This is a genomic window from Paenibacillus sp. NPDC058898, assembly GCF_049316025.1.
In the GTDB taxonomy this organism is placed as follows: Bacteria; Bacillota; Bacilli; order Paenibacillales; family Paenibacillaceae; genus Paenibacillus_AQ.
On sequence record NZ_JBMOSM010000002.1, the window covers coordinates 155,844 to 173,838 of the forward strand.

Annotated in this window: 22 protein-coding genes; 3 read left to right on the top strand and 19 right to left on the bottom strand. The window is 39.4% G+C overall.

The window, feature by feature from the left end:
• Window positions 1–55: 55 nt before the first annotated feature.
• The 14 genes from ACOZB4_RS04900 to ACOZB4_RS04965 form a co-directional block, all read right to left on the bottom strand.
• Window positions 56–703 (bottom strand): FusB/FusC family EF-G-binding protein, encoded by a 648-nt coding sequence (locus ACOZB4_RS04900; RefSeq protein ID WP_379407069.1) that lies wholly within the window; start codon window positions 701–703, stop codon window positions 56–58.
• 594 nt (window positions 704–1,297) lie between these two features.
• Window positions 1,298–1,768, bottom strand: coding sequence for a GNAT family N-acetyltransferase (locus tag ACOZB4_RS04905; RefSeq protein ID WP_379407068.1), 471 nt, complete (start codon window positions 1,766–1,768; stop codon window positions 1,298–1,300).
• Between the two features lie 64 nt (window positions 1,769–1,832).
• A complete protein-coding gene (locus tag ACOZB4_RS04910) occupies window positions 1,833–2,324 on the bottom strand; it encodes a GNAT family N-acetyltransferase (protein ID WP_379407067.1) in 492 nt (163 codons plus the stop codon).
• A 53-nt stretch (window positions 2,325–2,377) separates the two neighbouring features.
• On the bottom strand, window positions 2,378–2,914 hold the full coding sequence (locus ACOZB4_RS04915) for an NUDIX hydrolase (protein WP_379407066.1): 537 nt from the start codon (window positions 2,912–2,914) through the stop codon (window positions 2,378–2,380).
• A 27-nt stretch (window positions 2,915–2,941) separates the two neighbouring features.
• Complete coding sequence (locus ACOZB4_RS04920) at window positions 2,942–3,757, bottom strand: GNAT family N-acetyltransferase (RefSeq protein WP_379407065.1); 816 nt, start codon at window positions 3,755–3,757, stop codon at window positions 2,942–2,944.
• Window positions 3,758–3,855: 98 nt separating this feature from the next.
• Window positions 3,856–4,290 (bottom strand): GNAT family N-acetyltransferase, encoded by a 435-nt coding sequence (locus tag ACOZB4_RS04925; protein ID WP_422759491.1) that lies wholly within the window; start codon window positions 4,288–4,290, stop codon window positions 3,856–3,858.
• Complete coding sequence (locus tag ACOZB4_RS04930) at window positions 4,280–4,663, bottom strand: hypothetical protein (RefSeq protein WP_379407063.1); 384 nt, start codon at window positions 4,661–4,663, stop codon at window positions 4,280–4,282. Before ACOZB4_RS04930 ends, ACOZB4_RS04925 begins: the two co-directional genes overlap by 11 nt.
• Before the next feature lie 127 nt (window positions 4,664–4,790).
• A complete protein-coding gene (locus ACOZB4_RS04935; RefSeq protein WP_422759492.1) occupies window positions 4,791–4,949 on the bottom strand; it encodes a hypothetical protein in 159 nt (52 codons plus the stop codon).
• Window positions 4,950–4,969: 20 nt separating this feature from the next.
• Entirely contained in the window at window positions 4,970–5,374 is a 405-nt protein-coding gene (locus ACOZB4_RS04940; RefSeq protein ID WP_379407062.1) for a hypothetical protein, read from the bottom strand.
• Window positions 5,375–5,697: 323 nt separating this feature from the next.
• Window positions 5,698–6,882 carry an alanyl-tRNA editing protein gene (locus ACOZB4_RS04945; RefSeq protein ID WP_379407061.1) on the bottom strand — a complete coding sequence of 395 codons (1,185 nt, stop codon included), beginning with the start codon at window positions 6,880–6,882 and terminating at the stop codon, window positions 5,698–5,700.
• Between the two features lie 65 nt (window positions 6,883–6,947).
• The gene (locus ACOZB4_RS04950; RefSeq protein WP_379407060.1) at window positions 6,948–7,397 is read right to left on the bottom strand and encodes a GNAT family N-acetyltransferase; all 450 of its coding nucleotides are present in this window, start codon (window positions 7,395–7,397) and stop codon (window positions 6,948–6,950) included.
• 317 nt (window positions 7,398–7,714) lie between these two features.
• A complete protein-coding gene (locus tag ACOZB4_RS04955) occupies window positions 7,715–8,647 on the bottom strand; it encodes a phosphotransferase (protein WP_379407059.1) in 933 nt (310 codons plus the stop codon).
• A gap of 49 nt (window positions 8,648–8,696) precedes the next feature.
• Complete coding sequence (locus ACOZB4_RS04960; protein ID WP_379407058.1) at window positions 8,697–9,155, bottom strand: hypothetical protein; 459 nt, start codon at window positions 9,153–9,155, stop codon at window positions 8,697–8,699.
• A 46-nt stretch (window positions 9,156–9,201) separates the two neighbouring features.
• A complete protein-coding gene (locus ACOZB4_RS04965; RefSeq protein WP_379407057.1) occupies window positions 9,202–9,705 on the bottom strand; it encodes a DUF4275 family protein in 504 nt (167 codons plus the stop codon).
• Between the two features lie 557 nt (window positions 9,706–10,262).
• Between ACOZB4_RS04965 and ACOZB4_RS04970 the strand changes: the two genes are divergently transcribed.
• A complete protein-coding gene (locus tag ACOZB4_RS04970; protein ID WP_379407056.1) occupies window positions 10,263–11,081 on the top strand; it encodes a FlxA-like family protein in 819 nt (272 codons plus the stop codon).
• A 269-nt stretch (window positions 11,082–11,350) separates the two neighbouring features.
• Here the strand turns inward: ACOZB4_RS04970 and ACOZB4_RS04975 are convergent, their stop codons facing one another.
• The 4 genes from ACOZB4_RS04975 to ACOZB4_RS04990 all read right to left on the bottom strand — a co-directional run bounded on the left by ACOZB4_RS04975 (window position 11,351) and on the right by ACOZB4_RS04990 (window position 14,033).
• Window positions 11,351–11,941 (bottom strand): haloacid dehalogenase, encoded by a 591-nt coding sequence (locus ACOZB4_RS04975; RefSeq protein WP_379407055.1) that lies wholly within the window; start codon window positions 11,939–11,941, stop codon window positions 11,351–11,353.
• Between the two features lie 46 nt (window positions 11,942–11,987).
• Entirely contained in the window at window positions 11,988–13,202 is a 1,215-nt protein-coding gene (locus ACOZB4_RS04980) for a macrolide family glycosyltransferase (protein ID WP_379407054.1), read from the bottom strand.
• 108 nt (window positions 13,203–13,310) lie between these two features.
• Complete coding sequence (locus tag ACOZB4_RS04985; RefSeq protein WP_379407053.1) at window positions 13,311–13,460, bottom strand: hypothetical protein; 150 nt, start codon at window positions 13,458–13,460, stop codon at window positions 13,311–13,313.
• A 120-nt stretch (window positions 13,461–13,580) separates the two neighbouring features.
• Window positions 13,581–14,033 carry a GNAT family N-acetyltransferase gene (locus tag ACOZB4_RS04990; RefSeq protein WP_422759493.1) on the bottom strand — a complete coding sequence of 151 codons (453 nt, stop codon included), beginning with the start codon at window positions 14,031–14,033 and terminating at the stop codon, window positions 13,581–13,583.
• A 221-nt stretch (window positions 14,034–14,254) separates the two neighbouring features.
• On the opposite strand from ACOZB4_RS04990, the gene ACOZB4_RS04995 reads away from it, so the two are divergent.
• Complete coding sequence (locus tag ACOZB4_RS04995) at window positions 14,255–14,680, top strand: exosporium protein C (RefSeq protein WP_379407051.1); 426 nt, start codon at window positions 14,255–14,257, stop codon at window positions 14,678–14,680.
• A gap of 100 nt (window positions 14,681–14,780) precedes the next feature.
• On the opposite strand, the gene ACOZB4_RS05000 is transcribed toward ACOZB4_RS04995, so the two are convergent.
• A complete protein-coding gene (locus tag ACOZB4_RS05000; RefSeq protein ID WP_379407050.1) occupies window positions 14,781–15,896 on the bottom strand; it encodes a protein kinase family protein in 1,116 nt (371 codons plus the stop codon).
• A gap of 935 nt (window positions 15,897–16,831) precedes the next feature.
• On the opposite strand from ACOZB4_RS05000, the gene ACOZB4_RS05005 reads away from it, so the two are divergent.
• Window positions 16,832–17,995: an ABC transporter ATP-binding protein gene (locus tag ACOZB4_RS05005; protein ID WP_379407049.1), complete on the top strand. Its 1,164-nt coding sequence runs from the start codon at window positions 16,832–16,834 to the stop codon at window positions 17,993–17,995.

Genomic DNA, 17,995 nt, shown 5'->3' on the forward strand with positions numbered 1-17,995 from the left:
GGAACATAGTACAAAATAGGCTGCCCCTAAAGGCAGCCTATTCTAGTTACTGTGTTTACTTGCTGGCGGAGAGAAGGAACTTCTCAAGTGCCCCTGTATCGGTAATACTGTGATTACATGCTCGGCTATCCAAACATACGTATTGGCCAATGAAAGAAAGATTATCTGGTGAAGCGACGGCTGGCTTGGTCTTGACCGAGAACAAGGCAAGCTCTTGATGCCGGTTGCAGAACAGACAGTACCCTTTCTTGTTGGTCGGGGTAATTCTTCCCTCGATCCCGATGAATCTTCCTTCGAACGGATATACGATAAATAACTTGTTAGTGGCAATGTCCACCCAGCCTAAATACGTTACATATCGAAAATCGATCGATTGCAGATCCGGAACTTTCAGTTTCTTATTTTTAGGAAATAGCTTCTGAATCTGTTTCAGCGTAATCGTCGGATAAGGCTCCAGATAGGGTTCTAATGCGTTAAGATATTTCTGGAAATCCTCGGCCCTCTCGATGGTTGATATTTCGTCCAGCATCCGCTTCTGATCCTCTGTCAAAGACGGAAATGCTTCCATAGCGTTCGTTACGGCACGATATCTAACCGTTTCCAAAACCTTTCGATCCGCGACCGTTCGCAATGTTTTCAGAAGGAACTCCGATTGTTTTTTAATCACATTAAACTGGTTGTTTCTAATAAATGGTGTACTCATAGCTTTCAGCCCCTTATTTTTATTAAAAATGAAGGTGCAAAGCCTGTTATTAGAAACGATAAAGTTAAGGTTGGGCGATCGAATTCATCTATCGCACCCCACGCAAAGTATCGCCCCAGATCAGGCTTTGCATGAGGACTTCCTAGCTAATGAGCAATTCGGTATTGCCATCAGTATAACCCCCAATCACATATCATACGCAAAATTATAACAGCAAGTGCCAGATGGCGCAATTTATTCCGTTGGAATGGAACACCGTCTTTCTCAAACTATAAATCTATTTAATGGTGTCATACAAGTCTGCTTCAATATCATCCACTTTCCCTTGTCCCCATTCATCCGAAATCTCCAGATGCCAGGATCTCAGGCACCGACAAGTCTTGCCGGTGTTACAACGTCATGAATCTCATGCAATCTTTCTTTAAGTTTAACAGAAGCCTTGGGGATCTCATTGACATACTGGTCACCTGAACATACCACTCTTATTCCGACTAACTTCAATTCATGGAGCTCGACTACTTTCATAGGGCTCACTCTCTTTCGTTGAATTGATTACCTCCACGCTTCGTCTTTCTAGAACTCATACCGGCTGTTTTACTCACAAAGCATGTTTTGCATTGGTTCATTGCAGTGCTGGTATCCATTCTTTTTGTAAAAATTAACCCCTCCATCACTAGGCCATACTATAATAAATTCATATTTGTTCTCTTTTGCCCATTCGTTGATTTTTGATATTAATTTACTTCCTACTCCTTTACCTCGATAATCAGGTTTCGTATATACATTCGTCATATATGCAAATGGATGTGTGATTCTTCCTGGTCTCGGTACCTTGTGAATGAGTTCAATATAGATGTTGGACACGACCATCCCGTCTTCTTCAGCAACCCATATTTCCCAAATATCACTTTGAAAAGCACCTAATAAAAATTCATAACACTCCTCGTAAAAGTCGCTATAGGTTTCATTTTGTAATTTTCCATCTAGATCGTCCTCAAGTGTAAAATCCCATCTCATTTGAATGAGTTGATCCATATCTTCCTTAGTCGCAAGTCTTATTATCATTGAAACACCCCAGAATTCATTAAAATCACTTTACCTTTCAAATAACTCCACACACTATCTGATGTTACTTTTTTGTACTGAATTCTTGAATGTATTTCTTTGAATCTTCCTTATATCTCTCCGTGTAATTATTCTTGGAAAATTCACTGATTACTTTTCTCCAAAAAGATATGGCAGATATATTACTCTCCATCTGAGCTACTTTCCAATTTGCTTTGAATAACCCAAATGCCTGCTTAGCTGCGGTGCGACCGATCCCGTTTCTTCTATATTTCTTCAAAATCATAAAATCATAAATTACATGCGTTGGGTCTGGATCCGTGTCTAAGTTTTCAAAAAGCACAACCAAGAATCCTACAATTGCTCCTGACGATACTATGAAAAACGGGTTCCATCTAGGGTCATCTTCCCAATAGAAATCAATGCTCACCCCGTATGTTCCATCATCATTTAAATCCTCATTAGTATATCGACTAAAATCATAATGATAAAATTGATACATGTTTGATAATCTTTCTTTCTCTTGAACTGTAACAGGAATAAGTTCGATTTCCATAACGTCTCCTTTGTTATCATCCTACTATCTCTTGGAAGTTTCATAGATTCGGCCTAAAGATCCGGTTTACCTGGTTTCCAACCTCCTTCCAATCTATGTAACAACATATAATTGGGGTTTGCTTCCCAAGCTTCAAAGGGCACAAAACATGCTGCATTCATCGCATCTAATAATCTAGATCTTTGCTGCGGTCTCGTTATGTATTCCTCGATATTAGATTGATCAATTTTTATGTATCTAGCTTCGAGTATCTCGTCTTCTTGTATTTTAATTTCTCCGCTTATATATTGAGCTCTAAAACATATAGACAAAACTTGTTTTGTTGTATTCATATAAACACCGGTTATACCAATTGGCTTAATAACGATGCCCGTCTCCTCAAGAAACTCTCTGCAAATTGCTTTATCAAGGGGTTCCCCTAATTCAACATTGCCACCTGGCATTTCCCATGTATCTGAACGCCAATGTGTTCTAAGCAACAATACCTCACCACGATCATTAGTGACCAGTGCTGAAACAGAAATACATTGTTTAGGTACCTGGTATTCCAAACTACTCACTTCCTCTAAATTAACTTTAGACCCTTTCATCAACTGAGATGTTTCTCTAAAATGCCATTAGGATAAACCATAATAGGATATTTGGTAGTCAAAATCAGGGGACATTCCAATTTTCTTTGCAAGTCGAATAGACCCTGTATTTTCCGGAGTACAGTCCCAGTATGGCTGAATTCCTTGTTGTAGGCATTCCTGAACAAATGCTTGAGCTACTGCAGCGCCATAATTTCTTCTTTTATGCTCTTCAAGAGTTTCGATATCAATTGCATGCGTTTTATCCACAACAAATGCTGAAAAACATAAACTCACCACATAGTTATTATCCTCAACAAAGTATCCGAAGCCTTGCTCTAAAAAAGAGTCTGTAGAATCCCAAAACCGTAATATTTTGCTTTCTAAAAACGAATGGTTTTCCAATCGTCTTGACTTCAATAACTCACAACTTATCCGTTGAATATTCACCTCTTGATCTTGAAATTCAATAGATTGGGGATTCCCTCTTAATGTAAACACATGTTGAGTTTCACTCGAAATGTTACGCTGCTGAAAAATGTTTTGTATCGTTTTATCCCAAGGATCAGGATCTAAGCCAATCTCGACCCAATTCATATTTTGCTTCTGTAGTTTGGGTTCTATATGCTTTCTCATGTATTCTTCTAATCCTGTTAAAAATGTTTTACTCCGAGCATCTCCAACAATCTGAAAACCTTTTTGTCCTTCAATCCAAATTAATGCTGCTGTGGGTTCTGTTGGATGATCTGCATAGACACCACCCGGGTTATTCCCGCTAACCACAGCCCTAACCTCGATATTCTTACACTTATCCGTAATGTGTCTTATTTTATAAAACTCTGATTTATTCAGTTCTGTTATCATTGTTACATCCCCGATTCTATGATTTATTGATTATACTGAATTAAGGAGCATATAAGTTTCTTGTATTACGAACCGGAGAGGATTTTTGATCCATATATTCAATTCCGTTTTCTTTTTATTACAAATGCTTTATCTGCCCTTTCAAATCCGATCCTCTCATAAAATCCTACGGCTTTCGGTGCTGAAGTGAGGACATATTGAATTTCGTCTTCTCCTAATTTGTCCTTCAATACTCTTATTAGTTCTTTGCCAATTCCTAATCCCTGATAGTCCATATCCACTGCAATATCTGAAATATAGCAGCAATATGAATAATCTGTAATTGCCCTTAAAAATCCCACCAGTTTACTTCCTTCTCTTACCGTTATAATCTCATCTGCATTATCTATCATCCTATGAATTCGATCTGAATCGCCTACCGGTCTCCTGATACCTGATCGAATAAATACTTCTTCAACCTCGCTGACAATACAGTTATCATTGATTTTATATTCCAAATTCACAGTCAAACCCTCGTTTATTTTATTTTTCACTTACTAACCATGTCTTGGCCTCTTCAGGGTCAGAATAATAAGAAATTTTAAGGGTAATTCCTGCTTTTTTGATACTTCTTTTTAACCTCCATTCGTTTATTCCAGATAACCCGACAAACGATAGTCTCTCAATATAGTTATCTAAATTCTTTAGATTATTTATTAATTCTTGAAGAACCTTACTTGTCACCGGTGTTGTGTACATATCGACCCATATTTTTAATTTCTTGTTTGTTTTGATTATGAAATCCTCTTCTTGTTTCATCAATTCGAAAAACTTTTCTTCATCTCTATATTTGTTTCCATACTTTAGACAATGAATTTCACCGCCCTTATAATAATAAGGAAATATTGAACCGCCAGGAGATTTCACTTCATCTCACTTCCTTCTAACTACGGATTTTCTTGGACTTTATATTATCCATATCCCACCGTTGCTTAATGTTAAATATCCAATGCGTAAATACTATGTTATCTGATCTTCATGAACCCTCACGAACTTATGGCAACAACTTCGAAGCAATAATTACGGCATCCCGTGGTGTTAATAACACTTCGGTTGCTGCGAGCTTAGGATGATTCAACCAGTACTCGCGTATTAAGTCAGGCTTTCCTCTCCACTCCTCCGGCCAATACTCTTCTGGGATAAAATCATCCATAATTAAAACTCCGCCTACTCTCAAAAGCTTGAATAGCTCCTCAGCATTTGTTTCCTTTGCATCTTTAACATCAGCAAAAATGAAACAATTGGGCCTTTATGTTTAATTTTTTTCCAGTCACTAGCAATAAACTCTACTTTAGCATGACTGAATAACGGAGCAATAGCATTAATCTGATTCTGCTGTTTATCAATCGAGATGAGGTTGGTGTGGTTTGACGACATGGAAGATACTATCCAAGACGTACTTACCCCAAAACCGGTACCGATTTCTAAGATACTCCCCTTCACTGGACCAACTAACGCACGCAATAATCGTCCAAATTCATCTGTGCATGAATCCGTGAATCCATATTCTTTCGCAAGCTTCTTTGTGGTTAGAACTAATTCAGGTATGTAAGAGTTGCTTCGATACACGGTATGCATAATTGTACTTCCCTCCAGTAAAGTTTCCGAACCTTCCCATCTAACGTTCGGTAATCACAAAACGCCCCAACCTTGATAGCATTTATCTTAGGCTGAGGCGTTTATTGGTTGAGCTTCTTCCATGATTATACATCTGATAACCGAGGGGCGTAAGCCCCAAAGTGTAAGTAATGCTTACACTCACGCCAGTGTTTAGGCGGGCTAAAGCTTGCCAGAGCCAATCTTTAACATCGAATATATGAAATGTACGCCCATGCTCGTCATCATTACAAAAACTGCTGCTTAAGCAGCTTGGGTACTTTCTCTATCTGCTTATAGATCACTTATTCCTCTTCAGGTTGATTTAATGACTGCGCCGCAAAATGGTAAAACGCCATGGCATCCTCCCCGGTGGCAAAACCGGCCTGTGCCATTTTGTCGCTGCCTCCGCCTTTACCGCTATAATCAGCCAGATACTGCTTAAAGAACGTACCGCAGGCGAGCTGGATCTCGCCTCCTTGAGCGAGGACTAGCTTATGGTCTGCGTTGGACACGAAGAGCACAATAACATCAGCTTCTTCGATGATCTTGGCCGCCAGGTTCTGCATATCCTTCAGCGACTTGTCCGCAAAAACATATTGGATCAGGCTGCCTTGACGGTCTGCCAACAGCTTTCCTGCCAGGTAAGCATCATTCTCGGCTTTCACGGCGTTCAATTCAGCCTGGAGCTGCTTCTGTTCTTGATCCCATTTTGCAATCCGATCTAGAATCTCTTCCTTTGCCGTATTAAACCTGGCTGATAGGCTGCCGAGAATCTCCATTCCGGCATTAAATTCTTTCAACGCCCGATATCCGCATTTAAAATAGATACGCAAATGTCCCTTCTGTTTCTCAGCTCTGAGCAGTTTGATCATTCCGATCTCACCCGTTGCGGAGACATGTGTACCCCCACAAGCGTTATACTCGATACCTTCGGTTTCTACGATCCGGATATCGTCGGTTACCTTCGGCTGCTTCACCAGCGGCAGGGTTGCAGCCTTCTCCCGGTTCACAATATAATTCGTTACCTTTCGATTAAGGTAAATCTGATCATTAACTTCCAGTTCCAGCATCATCAGTTGGGACTGAGATAGGTCAGATCGGGCGATATCAATCGTAGCGTAATCCTGTCCCAGGTGGAAACTGATTGTTTCCGCCTGGCATACTTCCAGACACATGGCAGACAGGAGATGCTGACCGCTATGATGCTGCATATGGTCGAATCTTCTATCCCAATCCACACGACAGCTAACCTCTTCCTTCTCAGGCAAACGCTCAACTTTATGCAGAACTTCCCCTTCCTCTTGAACGACATCAAGAACAGGAATTTTATCGATCCACCCCAGGTCACAAGGCTGCCCTCCACCATGCGGATAAAAGGCCGTTTCCTCCATTACCAGATAGGTTCCGTCCTCCCGCTCCAGTGTGCGTGTGATTCGTGTCTCCCACTCCCGTATATAAGCGGATTCGTAATATAGCTTCTTCGTCATCTCTATGTCCTCACAGTTCTCAGATTAAATTTACTTCAGCTCAGCTATTTACTCCTGATACGGAACTAGATAGTCTTCTCGAAAATATATAGGTCACCTTCTTCTCTGACTTTGGTGAATCCACACTTTGTATAGAAGTGATGATTCTTGACACTCCACCTAGGAGTATCCAGCCACCATTTTACGCTATCCGGAAAACTTCCTTCAATTTTTTTCATTACTTTCTTACCGATTCCTTGATTCTGATAGTTTGGATCAATAAAAATCCGCCCTAGATTATGTACTTGATTGCTTTCTATAAATATCATTGCGCCCCCAATGATTTCTCCATTATAGAGCACTTTAAAATATTCACAACTATGCATCATCTCTTCTTGCCAACTTACGGAATCGTATCCTAGTGGGCCACAGATTTCATTATTATTAAAATGTTTCGATTCATCATCAAAGCTGGCCTTTTGTATTTCAGCAAGTTTTGATGCATCACGTTTTATTGCTCGTTCTAGTATCAACATGAGATACAACTCCATTATGTGATTTATTTGTCCTTCACAGGTTTTCTCCTAGTAGCTCACGTGGATATTAACGGAACAACCCCGCCTTAGACATTTCTTATCTTAGGCTGGGTAATGAAACCAGATTGTAAAACATCAAAATATTCTTTTAAAATAGAATCAAACTCAGCATTCTCGGAGACCTTCTCTATATTTCCAAAGAATCATTTCTTCCGTTTCTATCATGATTTTATCATACTAAGAGTCGAGCATTCTCATTGTATTTCGTGTATTCTTTATACTAAATTCCCTACTGTGAATCACATTCATCATCTTATCTACGATATCGCCATCTTCAGATACTTATTTAGTTCATTCAGCCATCTCTCTTCTTCTTTCCATACCTGCAGGAACCATGACATATAACGTAATCCCATATATCGTGAAGCTACATTAAAACGTCTCGTAAAAATATCCTTTGATAAGTTCAGCCCCCGCGAATTTACCAATTGCCTATAATTTTCCGCTTGGGAAGCTTCTCTAAATCTAAGTAAAATATCTAAGTACAAAGACCCATATCTCGCTTCTTCCCAATCAATAAAATATACTTCTTTATTGTTATAAATTAATGTATTTCCAGGATGTAAATCATTATGTATGAGGGTATGGGAACTTTGGTCTAAAAGCACTTCCTTGATGTCTTTAACAATATATTTTGCTGATTGTTCAACTTCAGAAATATATTGACCAAATGTACTTATAAAATCTGCATCCAGCTTTGCCTCATCCCAACTTGGTCTCCACTTTTCGTTTAATGCATATTCAATATGATTGGGGTCTGCAAAAGGGAGCCAACTCAATTTATCCGACTTTTGATAATTAACCGCATGAATATGAGATAATGCCAATAGTTCATTTGATTGAAGCAAATGATAATTCAAATGACTGTAATCTGTCTTATAGTCAACATCTTGCATGCAAAGATACACTCTATTACTACTTATTAAATCAGGTGTGTAACTAAAAGGTACATTTGCTGATTGTTCGAAAAGATGTGAAAGCACTCGCCTTTCAATCAGAGTTGCTTGCTTTGAAATAAGATTAATAGTTCTTTCATCATTAGTATCTCTCAATCGTATTTCATGTCTCTTTAGTGCAACGGCTGATAAACCGTAGGCTAACTCAAGATCATTAATACTTAAAATTTCAGCGGTTGGCGATATGTATCGTTCAATGGTACTCTGAATTGTTTGTCTAAGATCAATATACATTTCTCCTCCTTGAAACTCGTTACAGTGATTGCATATAACGCTTTTATATCTATGAGTCCATAGTACGATGCCCTCCAATCATATTGAATTGATTGATTTCGGTTACTTCATTTAAGAAACCTTTAATCTCGATATGAGGATCTTCTAAGTCAATATTATGATTTCCTTCATACATTTCCTTAGGAGCAAATACGGTGAGAAGTAATTCTTCTCCTGGATTAATATTGAGTTTATTATTTCTAGCTTCAATCTTAAAATCATTGCCTCTAATACCGTTTTCAACTTTTATGGGAAAACTTAAATATACAATATTCTGTACTATAATATGACTGGATTTGTTATGTAATTTTAATGTGAACACTTTTCCATTTGCTTCTTCTGTTTGTTCTATTAATTCTAATTTAATATTGTCAATGTCGTCTGTAGTAACTTCTCTCTTATTACTACAACTTACGCTAATTAGTAAGCACAAGATGACGAAAATAATGAATACTGGTTTTCTATCCACTTCCTGAATCCCTCCCAAATGTATAGTAATCTGGTTACTGTCGAAATTATTTCGCTTTATAAAAATATGGCCCACACATGTCTTCATGGGTATTCACATACGTCCAAGTAAAGTTTTTATCAAAAATATATATATCTTGTTGAGAATCGAAATCCTCCGCGACTATGGCATTTGCTTTACTGTATAGAAATACATTGGGAGAGTTTTGGTACATAACATATAATTCATCTTTATTTTCGGTATTAAAAGCATTTCTTGCTTCATGTTTTTTCAAACAATCTTGTATTTCATAACTAAAAATATGCCACTTGTATTGATAGTAATAAATGCTTTCTTTTATATCGTCACCAATATTTAGTGTAAACGTTTTATCCCATCTATCAATAATTTCTGTTGCTCCATCAAATACATCTGAGATGTTTACGGCTTTTTCAATTAATTTTTCCCTGTATAAATAGTTTTCTTGAAATATTTTTATTGACCAATATATTTTTTGCAATTCTGTTTCTGGCAAGCTATCTAATATTAATTGAATCTCTTTTCTAATCAAGCGTTCTCCCCCTAAATAAGTCGTTCATGTTCTTAATTCTTGTATTCACGAAATACCTATTATAAAGTTATTGGTGTGTAAAATTAATCTATTCACAAATCGGAATAATCCTACAAAGAACAATAAAACTAATAAAATTATGAATATTTGAGATAACGCTACCATCCAAAAAAAATCCAAGATATTAGCCTCCTTATTAAAACTAAAAACTAATTTATGGCCCATTGTCCCTTTAATCAATTGTTTAATATTACTATTTTCAGGTGTTTTATTTCATGTTCAAGTAATCTCTTCCATGATTATACATCTGACCACCAAGCGGTGGTAGTTCAATAGTTAAAATACTGTGTTATCTGATCTACTACATAAAGGATTTTCACTACAATGTGTAGACCGATGGAGAAGTAAAAAAACCCTTACTTTTTCGCTCAAATCCGCTTGAAATTCAATTAGAGGTCATAATTTTTTCTCTAAAATACTTGTTAATATTCCTATGGTTAACAACCGATAATAACCATAAGGAAATATTCACCATCTCGTTATAAGGACGTGTTTAAATGCCTCAAATTTCAAGCGTATCAAGCAGACCACAGTCTACACCGCCTGTAAAGTCCAGCACAAATATTATGTCTCCCATTGACCGGGAGATTGAGCAGCTAATTAATCAAAAAGGAATTATTAATGAAAAAATCGCGAGTATTAAATCAGACGAAAAGCTGGACTCTAAACAAAAAGATGAAAGGATTAAACTTTTAACCACGGATATGCAATTACTTGAATCTCAAATTATGCAGAAGAGAATGGAGAAGACTGAGGAGAATAAAAATAACAATAGTGCTTCTTCTCAAAAGGAGAATTCGAGTAATAAAATCGAAATGGATACAGGTAAGCAAGATGTATCAGGCATATCAATGGAAAAGTTTTTACAAGCTAGTAATCTACATGACCAATTGACCAAAATGGCAAGTGTACGTAGATCACTGAAAGTGGAAACTGACACTCTTAGGCATGAAGTAAGAAAGGGAAGAGAACTTCTTGGAGGCGAGAATGAACCCGGCGACCCAGGCAAATCGGAAATGAGAAAGAATCTAGAATTGACAGTTAATAAATCGAAAACAGATGAAGCGCTAAACATCGAGAAGAAAATTACTGAATTGGATCGTAAAATGAGTGAAAAGATCGAAGCCACGAAAGAAGAGATTCAAAACGATAACAAGAATTTCGTCACCAGAAAGGTTGATGATAAGGAGGATGTAACCGTATCTACTCAAACTGTAAACGCTGCGGATACGCTAACGCGGAATCAGGATACTGACAAGAAAAAGGATAATACTCTACATACACAACGGAATATTGGTATTGACATTCGCGTTTAGAAGAAAATTATGTTTAATATACATATGTTTATCATACGGAGAGAACCCGTCGGGTGAAGGATTGACATAAAATATGAATAGCACCGTGCGAACAGTTATTGACTGTTTGTAACGGTGCTATTGTTATATTGGAATAGAGTTTAAAAAAGCTATATTTATATGCGAACTATTAGAAAGAAATACACGGAACATGCTGGTGGACTTGCGGTTAGTAAGGATCATTTATGAATTGCTTCTGGAAAAAAGCGTGGTATATATTGCTCAGTACATTAAATCTTCGTTCCTATCATGGGTTCAACTTTTTCTATCCATTTATGCTCTTTATCCGCTAACAGGGTTTTCCATCCAAGTTCGATAACAGGCTTTAGGTTCTTTTCCTGATCATCAATATAAACAACCATTTGACCTGGTTCAAATTGTTTCCCGACATGTTGATAAATTCGGATATCAGGTTTTCTTAACCCTAATTGATTTGAAATCGTTATGCTCCTTGTATAAGGTTCTACTCTTTCTAAAATCGGTTCCAACCATTCCTTACAATGATTACTTAATATATGAATATCTGCGATTTCACTCCATTCAGCCAAGTAATTTAGTCCTGGCAGCGGTTCCAGTGATTGCATCAACAACGCTCTGGCCCGCTCTTTGTTGATCCGCTTCATTCGAAGGCTCATCCATTCCCAGAATTCATCTTCTTTGATCTTTCCAGTCCATAAATCCTTTCGAATCTCATCAAATTGTTCTCGAATGTCTTGGAATGAAATTTCTGAACCCTCAGATAACTGGAGCCAAACCGCAGATGAAAAATTACGGATTAATACACCGGCTAAATCCAATACCAGTTGTGGCTTTTCAGTCATTGAATCGTCTCCTTATCCTTTATTAATTCCGCTCCTCGCCGGGCTGTCATTCCTTCTCAAACCAATGATCGTTCCTTACTAATTCGAAAATCTCATCAACAGCTTGATGGTACCCACCCGATTGTCGAAAAGATTTCCCAATATTAATAGCAGCTTTCTTATAAGTTGAGCGGCTTAACACATGATCTGCAGCATCACGCAGATGATTTGCAGTTAAGCTTTGCATTTGCAATGTAATGCCTGCTCCGATATTAGCGACTTGCCGCGCAATGATCGGCTGATCCGCGCTTTGTGGGATTACAATGAGCGGAACCCCATAATAAAGACCTTCATGGGTACTGTTCATTCCACCATGTGTAATAAATAATTTAGCGTGTTGCAGCACATCGGTTTGTGGAACATAATGTTTTACGATGAAGTTTTTAGGAATATCAGCTAAATCAAAAACTTGGACTTTATCCCCAATCGACATGACAATCGTATGATCCGTGTTCCCAAATGCCTCAAAACAAAGCTTATAAAAATCTATCGCATGATTAAACACGGTACCCAGTGATATGTAAATGGGATTTTTCCCCTGGATGGCAGTAAAGTCGAAGTTTTCATGGGTTAATCGTGAAGAGATGGATGGACCTACAAATTTATATGTTTGGTTGAATGCTTCTTCTTCAGGTTGAAACTTCCTTGTTGTATAAACAATCGTCAGCGGCGCAGGATTGCAAATCACTTCATAAGGCGAATCGATCTCCACATCATATTTTTCCTGCACCATGGCCGTCAGGCTTTGGAATTTATCGTTTATGGGTTTCGCGATGTCTGCAGGGACATTCACAAAAAATTGTTCCAGCATTTTATCGAACGATTCTTTTGTCTGCGCAAAAGTAGTACAAGAGTTGATTGCAGGAAGCTTAAGAATTTGAGCAAGTAAACGACCACAACCGAACATGGAATCATGAATGATATAATCAAAATGCTCTCCATTGATCTGTTCAAGAACGCTTGGTATGACGATATCAGCCGTAAGTAAAAGACCGTTGACTCTTTCGAGCAAATAATCTCTCCCACCTGAGATAAAGGCTTTAATAAATTTTTGATCATCAAATGTTCGAACGGTTGCCCCCGTCTTCTCCATACGCTCCCGAAAAGCTTCTATACAAAAGTACACGACCTCTTCTCCACGCGAAATAAGCTCTTGCACAACGCCAATCGTTGGATTGATATGTCCCTCTGATCCGCCGTTAATAAATAAAACACGCGCCATTTTTACCACTCCTTATCGCCTGCAAAATGAAAATGAAAGCACCTATGAAATTCCGTTTGTAGATGAAGTGATGATTACGAATCCGGTCACGGCATTCCCGAGCCGGGATTAGCTGAAACCATCAAAATATTGGAAATGAAGCGGATCGATTCGCTGCAGATCGTGGACCGTAACCGTCAACTCTAAAAAGCGGTTTCGATCTACCGTGTTCTCGACCAATACGGCGTGGAGGGGAAAACCTTGGCCGACGTTATGCATCCGTAGCGTTCGGCGTCAAATATAATTGACGCTGCGCCTGTTAATTTGGATGACATAAGGCTCCCCTTCAAATTAGTTTTTAATGAACATGGGTACAACACTTGTTGTGATTCGTTAGAATTATTTAACTGTAAATGTAAAGTGACAAACACTAGAAATCTCTCCGCCAAGTTTTCTATAAAAATCAACCGCGTGTTGATCAATAGCTTCTGCTTGAACAAAGATATCATTGATTTGCTTTGATTTACAATATTCAACTAATTGCCTAACAAGACTGCTTCCTATTCCCTTGCGTTGATAATTCATTCCTACCGCTATGTCATATAAATATAAAGTAGACCCCATTTGATCATACATTGGTAGTTCGTAGCCTGTTAATCCGCCAATAACCTCGTCACCCTTTATTGCAACGATACAAGCAAAAAAAGGGTTAAGTAAAAGATCCGTAGTATTTTCAATATTGACGTAGTCCTTATTAGGCGATTCGAACTCCTTATTGAAAAGCAACACTAACTCAAAAAATATCAATTCATCCCCGACTTGCAGTTTTTTGTACGCAACATTTTTATCCATCATTGCCTCCATCATCGCAAAGATTATATAGACTCTTGGGAGCGCTGGGAACCCTGTGATTCCTCGGCTATTCCCCCGAGTTCCTATAACATTCGTTGCTCTATACCATGGTTCCTGTATGGTATTTGATTCAAATCAAAGCATTCTTCCATAATTGTCCAATCACCCTCCTTTTGTCGGGCATATCTTGAATATATCAAAACAAGAGGAGTTGATATATTTTGGCACAAATTCTCGATAAAGCTGCCGTCCAGCCGCGCCGTAGGTTCAACTTGGCAAACTCATTGATTATCCGACGTTCACCAGCAAGATCGCGCCTTGCAACAATCATTTTACGAATTCCAGTAAACTCTCGACCAAATCGGGTAGATTTGGTAGCAACTGTGGGTGTTCGAGGCGTCACTGGCATTGCGCAAATACTGTTTAGAATCTTCCGCGATGGAAGAGAGATCTTCAACACTCAACAAGGTATCGAATCTGCCGGGTCTGAACAAAATTATGCAGTTACGTTCCAGGCGGAAGATCGAAATGTATCAGCCGGTGCCCATGTTTACACAGTCACAGCAGAAAATCTTACTGCAAATACAAGAGCCGATGTGGTTGGGCCTATATCGTTTAGTGGTTTAGCCGTTAAAACCAGAAACTAACCCCATATATTCAGGATAGGAAAGAAAAGAAATAAGCAGCTCGTTCCTTGTTAGAGAACGGGCTGCTTTTGCTCTTCAGGGGGCACAGCGTGAATGCAAGCTAGACAATCCTGGGATTCGAGAAAGGCAGCTGGAACCCCGTTTTCAAAAAGACCCGTTCAATCTCCTCGACTGGAAACGATGTATTTCTGTTCTTCGAAACGAGATTTGTGTAGAAATCATTGATCACTACAGCTATAGGAGCGTACCGCATTATAATCTCCGCTGCCGAATCCATCACTTTTAGGGATTCGTTACCCTCAGCACAACGACGTATGAATTCTAATCGTTCAGAACGATTCACCGTACCAGTCAATGCTGCTACAAGCCAGTTCACTAATTGTGTTACCACATAACATCCATCATGCGTCTTGTTCAATTCAAAAAACTCCAATTCGGAAGCTGAAAGTTCAAACCGAGAAGACGTTGCAAGGCCGAAGTCCGAAATATAAACGCTGTGTCCGTCGGTTAAAACATTCTTAAAGTGAGCGTCGAAATGTAGTAATCCGTTCGCATTCATAAAGGAGACAGTGGACTGCAGACTTGAATCCACCAAGGCAAACGCTGAATTGGCTGCACTTTCACCAATAGCGACCTGTTCGGCGAGCCAATTATGCAGGTTGTAGGGTATGTACTCACAGAACAGTACAACATCGTAATTGGATTCCTCAATTGCTTCAATACGATCACCTATTTTTGCAGAACCCCAGAACTCAACCATTTGGGAAACATCGCTCAATTCCTCAGAGATTGGATTACGCCGTTCTGGACTTTTTAACACCCGCCAGTGATACATTAAGGGAAAGTTCTCACACTGTCTCGCTAGAACCCAGTTGGTGGTCATTGTATGGGCGGCGACCTCACGCCACACTCCACCACCCGGTGAACCAATCCCATAGTGACAATATGGAGGAAGATTGAACACGTTTCTAGTAGACATAAAATTTTCGGGGCTTCTTTCTAATTCCGTAAGCGGCACCATTTTTATGAATACGGGTTTACCATCAATTTGTAAGAAAGCTGTCGTACCACCAATGCCAGTATTTAGAACCGTGGCTTTTTCCACTCGCTTTCTAAGCTGTTCATTACTAAACAGAGTTAAGGCAGTGGACACGGCCGTATAGCGAGCAAGTCGAGTGTCATAAGACGAATATCGCTCTTCAGGTGATAATTTCATAAGAAATATTATCCTTTCGTTCTGTTGTTTTGGTTAAACATTGCCTGCTGAGTTGCCTCTTTAAAATCCGGCTCGCACCAAGGCTCATCGGAGCTCTGCTTGAAAACCATGTGCATCAGCTGTTCCCAATAATCCAGTCATCCACTCTAAATAAGTTCAGTTAACTTCTTCCCTAATCCTTGACCTCTATATTCTTCTAGTATAAACATATCAAAAAAAGTCATAGCATGTCGAATCATCTGTTTTCACATAACATCTTATAAACAAACTTTAACAACACGTCCATAGTACGTGTATTCCCGTGCTTCGTAAATAATACTGCAAAATCATTCCATGTACATGTTTCAAACTAATGCTAACTGGGTAATAGTATTAAACATATTAATGCATTAGGCAGTTATACGGTCCTTCTCGAAAGGGACTCGTTGCCTGCTTACGCATTTTGCATATATCCATTTGGGCCGAGGGAAGCAGTGGCACCATGACATAGCTGCTTGATTCTCGCAGGTATAACTGGGATTCATGTATGAGATCGCATATTTTCCCGAATACGAACAGGGGCATACAGGCTTGGAATACTTCTTCGGATGGATGTAACATGGGATTGCACAGTTTGGAAAGCTAAAATGCATATAAAGGTGGAATTTTGGGTATGTAAGTCAATACCATAACGATGATTTTTAACTTAAATTGTTAGTACCCTCAGGGCTTCCTCTTAGATCTTTCTCCACCCCTTAATCATGCGCTTAATCCTATTCCATTTTGATTTCTTTTAAAGCTAACTTGCTTAGCTTCATTTTCCATTTCTACATAACAAGGCTGAAGCCTTCCCTTATCTCTGGCACCACACTTTTCCTTCAACAACTTTGGGTCCCGATGGATGATATGCCAAATGCTCCGCATAATATGGATACTGCTTGCAAAGGGGCGATTGAATGATAGTACTGGAGCATGTGAACAAGGTTTACGATAATGGCTTTCACGCGCTGAAAGACATTAATCTGGAATTCAAAAAAGGGGAAATTACCGTCCTCATCGGACCGAGTGGCTGTGGCAAATCGACTACCATGAAGCTGATCAACGCGCTTAATACGCCATCATCGGGCAAAGTTCTGATTGACGGTAAAGATATCTCGAGATTGAATCCGGTTGAACTGCGGCGCAATATCGGCTATGTCATTCAAAGCGTTGGTTTATTTCCGCATATGAATATCTCCAAGAACGCGGGCGTGGTTCCACGTCTGAAAAAGTGGGATAAAGACAAAACAGATCAAAAAGTAAATGAATTGTTGGACATGGTCGGACTGGACCACACCATTTATGGTACGCGCTATCCATCCGAGCTAAGCGGCGGACAACAGCAGCGCGTAGGCGTAGTGCGAGCGCTTGCCGCTGAACCCGATATCATCCTGATGGACGAGCCGTTCTCCGCACTGGATCCGATCAGCCGTGAGCAGCTTCAGGATGAGCTGATCCGGCTTCAGCAGGAACTCAATAAAACCATTATTTTTGTGACGCATGATATGGATGAAGCTATTAAAATCGCGGATACCATCGTTCTGATGAAAGATGGCGAAGTGGTTCAAACGGGTAGACCGGACAGTATTTTACGGCATCCCGCAAACGATTTTGTACGTGACTTTATCGGTTCGAAACGTCTGCAAAATGAAAATGAAAGCGCCTATGAAATTCCGCTTGTTGATGAAGTGATGATTACGAATCCGGTCACGGCATTCCCGAGCCGGGGATTAGCTGAAGCCATCAAGATGATGGAAATGAAGCGGGTCGATTCACTGCTGATCGTGGACCGTAACCGTCAGCTTCAAGGAGCGGTTTCAATCTATCGGGTGCTCGACCAATACGGCGAGGAAGGCAAAACGGTGGCTGACGTTATGCATCCAGTCCGTTTTTCTGTGGCTTCGGGAAGCACGCTTCCGCAGGCCATCGAGATCATGGACAGCCATCAGCTCAGTAATCTTCCTGTCATAGACAGTAATAACCGGTTCCTCGGATTAATCACAAGAGGCAGTGTGGTTAAACATTTGGCCGAAGTCTATCCAACGATGGTTCCTCCGGTGCTGAACGGAGAGGGTGAGTGA

Coding starts and splice junctions, on each gene's coding strand:
- ACOZB4_RS04935 (WP_422759492.1), bottom strand. CDS start 4,949: ATGGATGATTTTATCCCAGAAGAGTATTGGCCGGAGGAGTGGAGAGGA.
- ACOZB4_RS04915 (WP_379407066.1), bottom strand. CDS start 2,914: ATGAAAGGGTCTAAAGTTAATTTAGAGGAAGTGAGTAGTTTGGAATAC.
- ACOZB4_RS04905 (WP_379407068.1), bottom strand. CDS start 1,768: ATGATAATAAGACTTGCGACTAAGGAAGATATGGATCAACTCATTCAA.
- ACOZB4_RS04955 (WP_379407059.1), bottom strand. CDS start 8,647: ATGTATATTGATCTTAGACAAACAATTCAGAGTACCATTGAACGATAC.
- ACOZB4_RS04975 (WP_379407055.1), bottom strand. CDS start 11,941: ATGACTGAAAAGCCACAACTGGTATTGGATTTAGCCGGTGTATTAATC.
- ACOZB4_RS04910 (WP_379407067.1), bottom strand. CDS start 2,324: ATGGAAATCGAACTTATTCCTGTTACAGTTCAAGAGAAAGAAAGATTA.
- ACOZB4_RS04945 (WP_379407061.1), bottom strand. CDS start 6,882: ATGACGAAGAAGCTATATTACGAATCCGCTTATATACGGGAGTGGGAG.
- ACOZB4_RS04920 (WP_379407065.1), bottom strand. CDS start 3,757: ATGATAACAGAACTGAATAAATCAGAGTTTTATAAAATAAGACACATT.
- ACOZB4_RS04970 (WP_379407056.1), top strand. CDS start 10,263: ATGCCTCAAATTTCAAGCGTATCAAGCAGACCACAGTCTACACCGCCT.
- ACOZB4_RS04990 (WP_422759493.1), bottom strand. CDS start 14,033: ATGGATAAAAATGTTGCGTACAAAAAACTGCAAGTCGGGGATGAATTG.
- ACOZB4_RS04980 (WP_379407054.1), bottom strand. CDS start 13,202: ATGGCGCGTGTTTTATTTATTAACGGCGGATCAGAGGGACATATCAAT.
- ACOZB4_RS05000 (WP_379407050.1), bottom strand. CDS start 15,896: ATGAAATTATCACCTGAAGAGCGATATTCGTCTTATGACACTCGACTT.
- ACOZB4_RS05005 (WP_379407049.1), top strand. CDS start 16,832: ATGATAGTACTGGAGCATGTGAACAAGGTTTACGATAATGGCTTTCAC.
- ACOZB4_RS04985 (WP_379407053.1), bottom strand. CDS start 13,460: ATGCATAACGTCGGCCAAGGTTTTCCCCTCCACGCCGTATTGGTCGAG.
- ACOZB4_RS04940 (WP_379407062.1), bottom strand. CDS start 5,374: ATGCATACCGTGTATCGAAGCAACTCTTACATACCTGAATTAGTTCTA.
- ACOZB4_RS04950 (WP_379407060.1), bottom strand. CDS start 7,397: ATGTTGATACTAGAACGAGCAATAAAACGTGATGCATCAAAACTTGCT.
- ACOZB4_RS04900 (WP_379407069.1), bottom strand. CDS start 703: ATGAGTACACCATTTATTAGAAACAACCAGTTTAATGTGATTAAAAAA.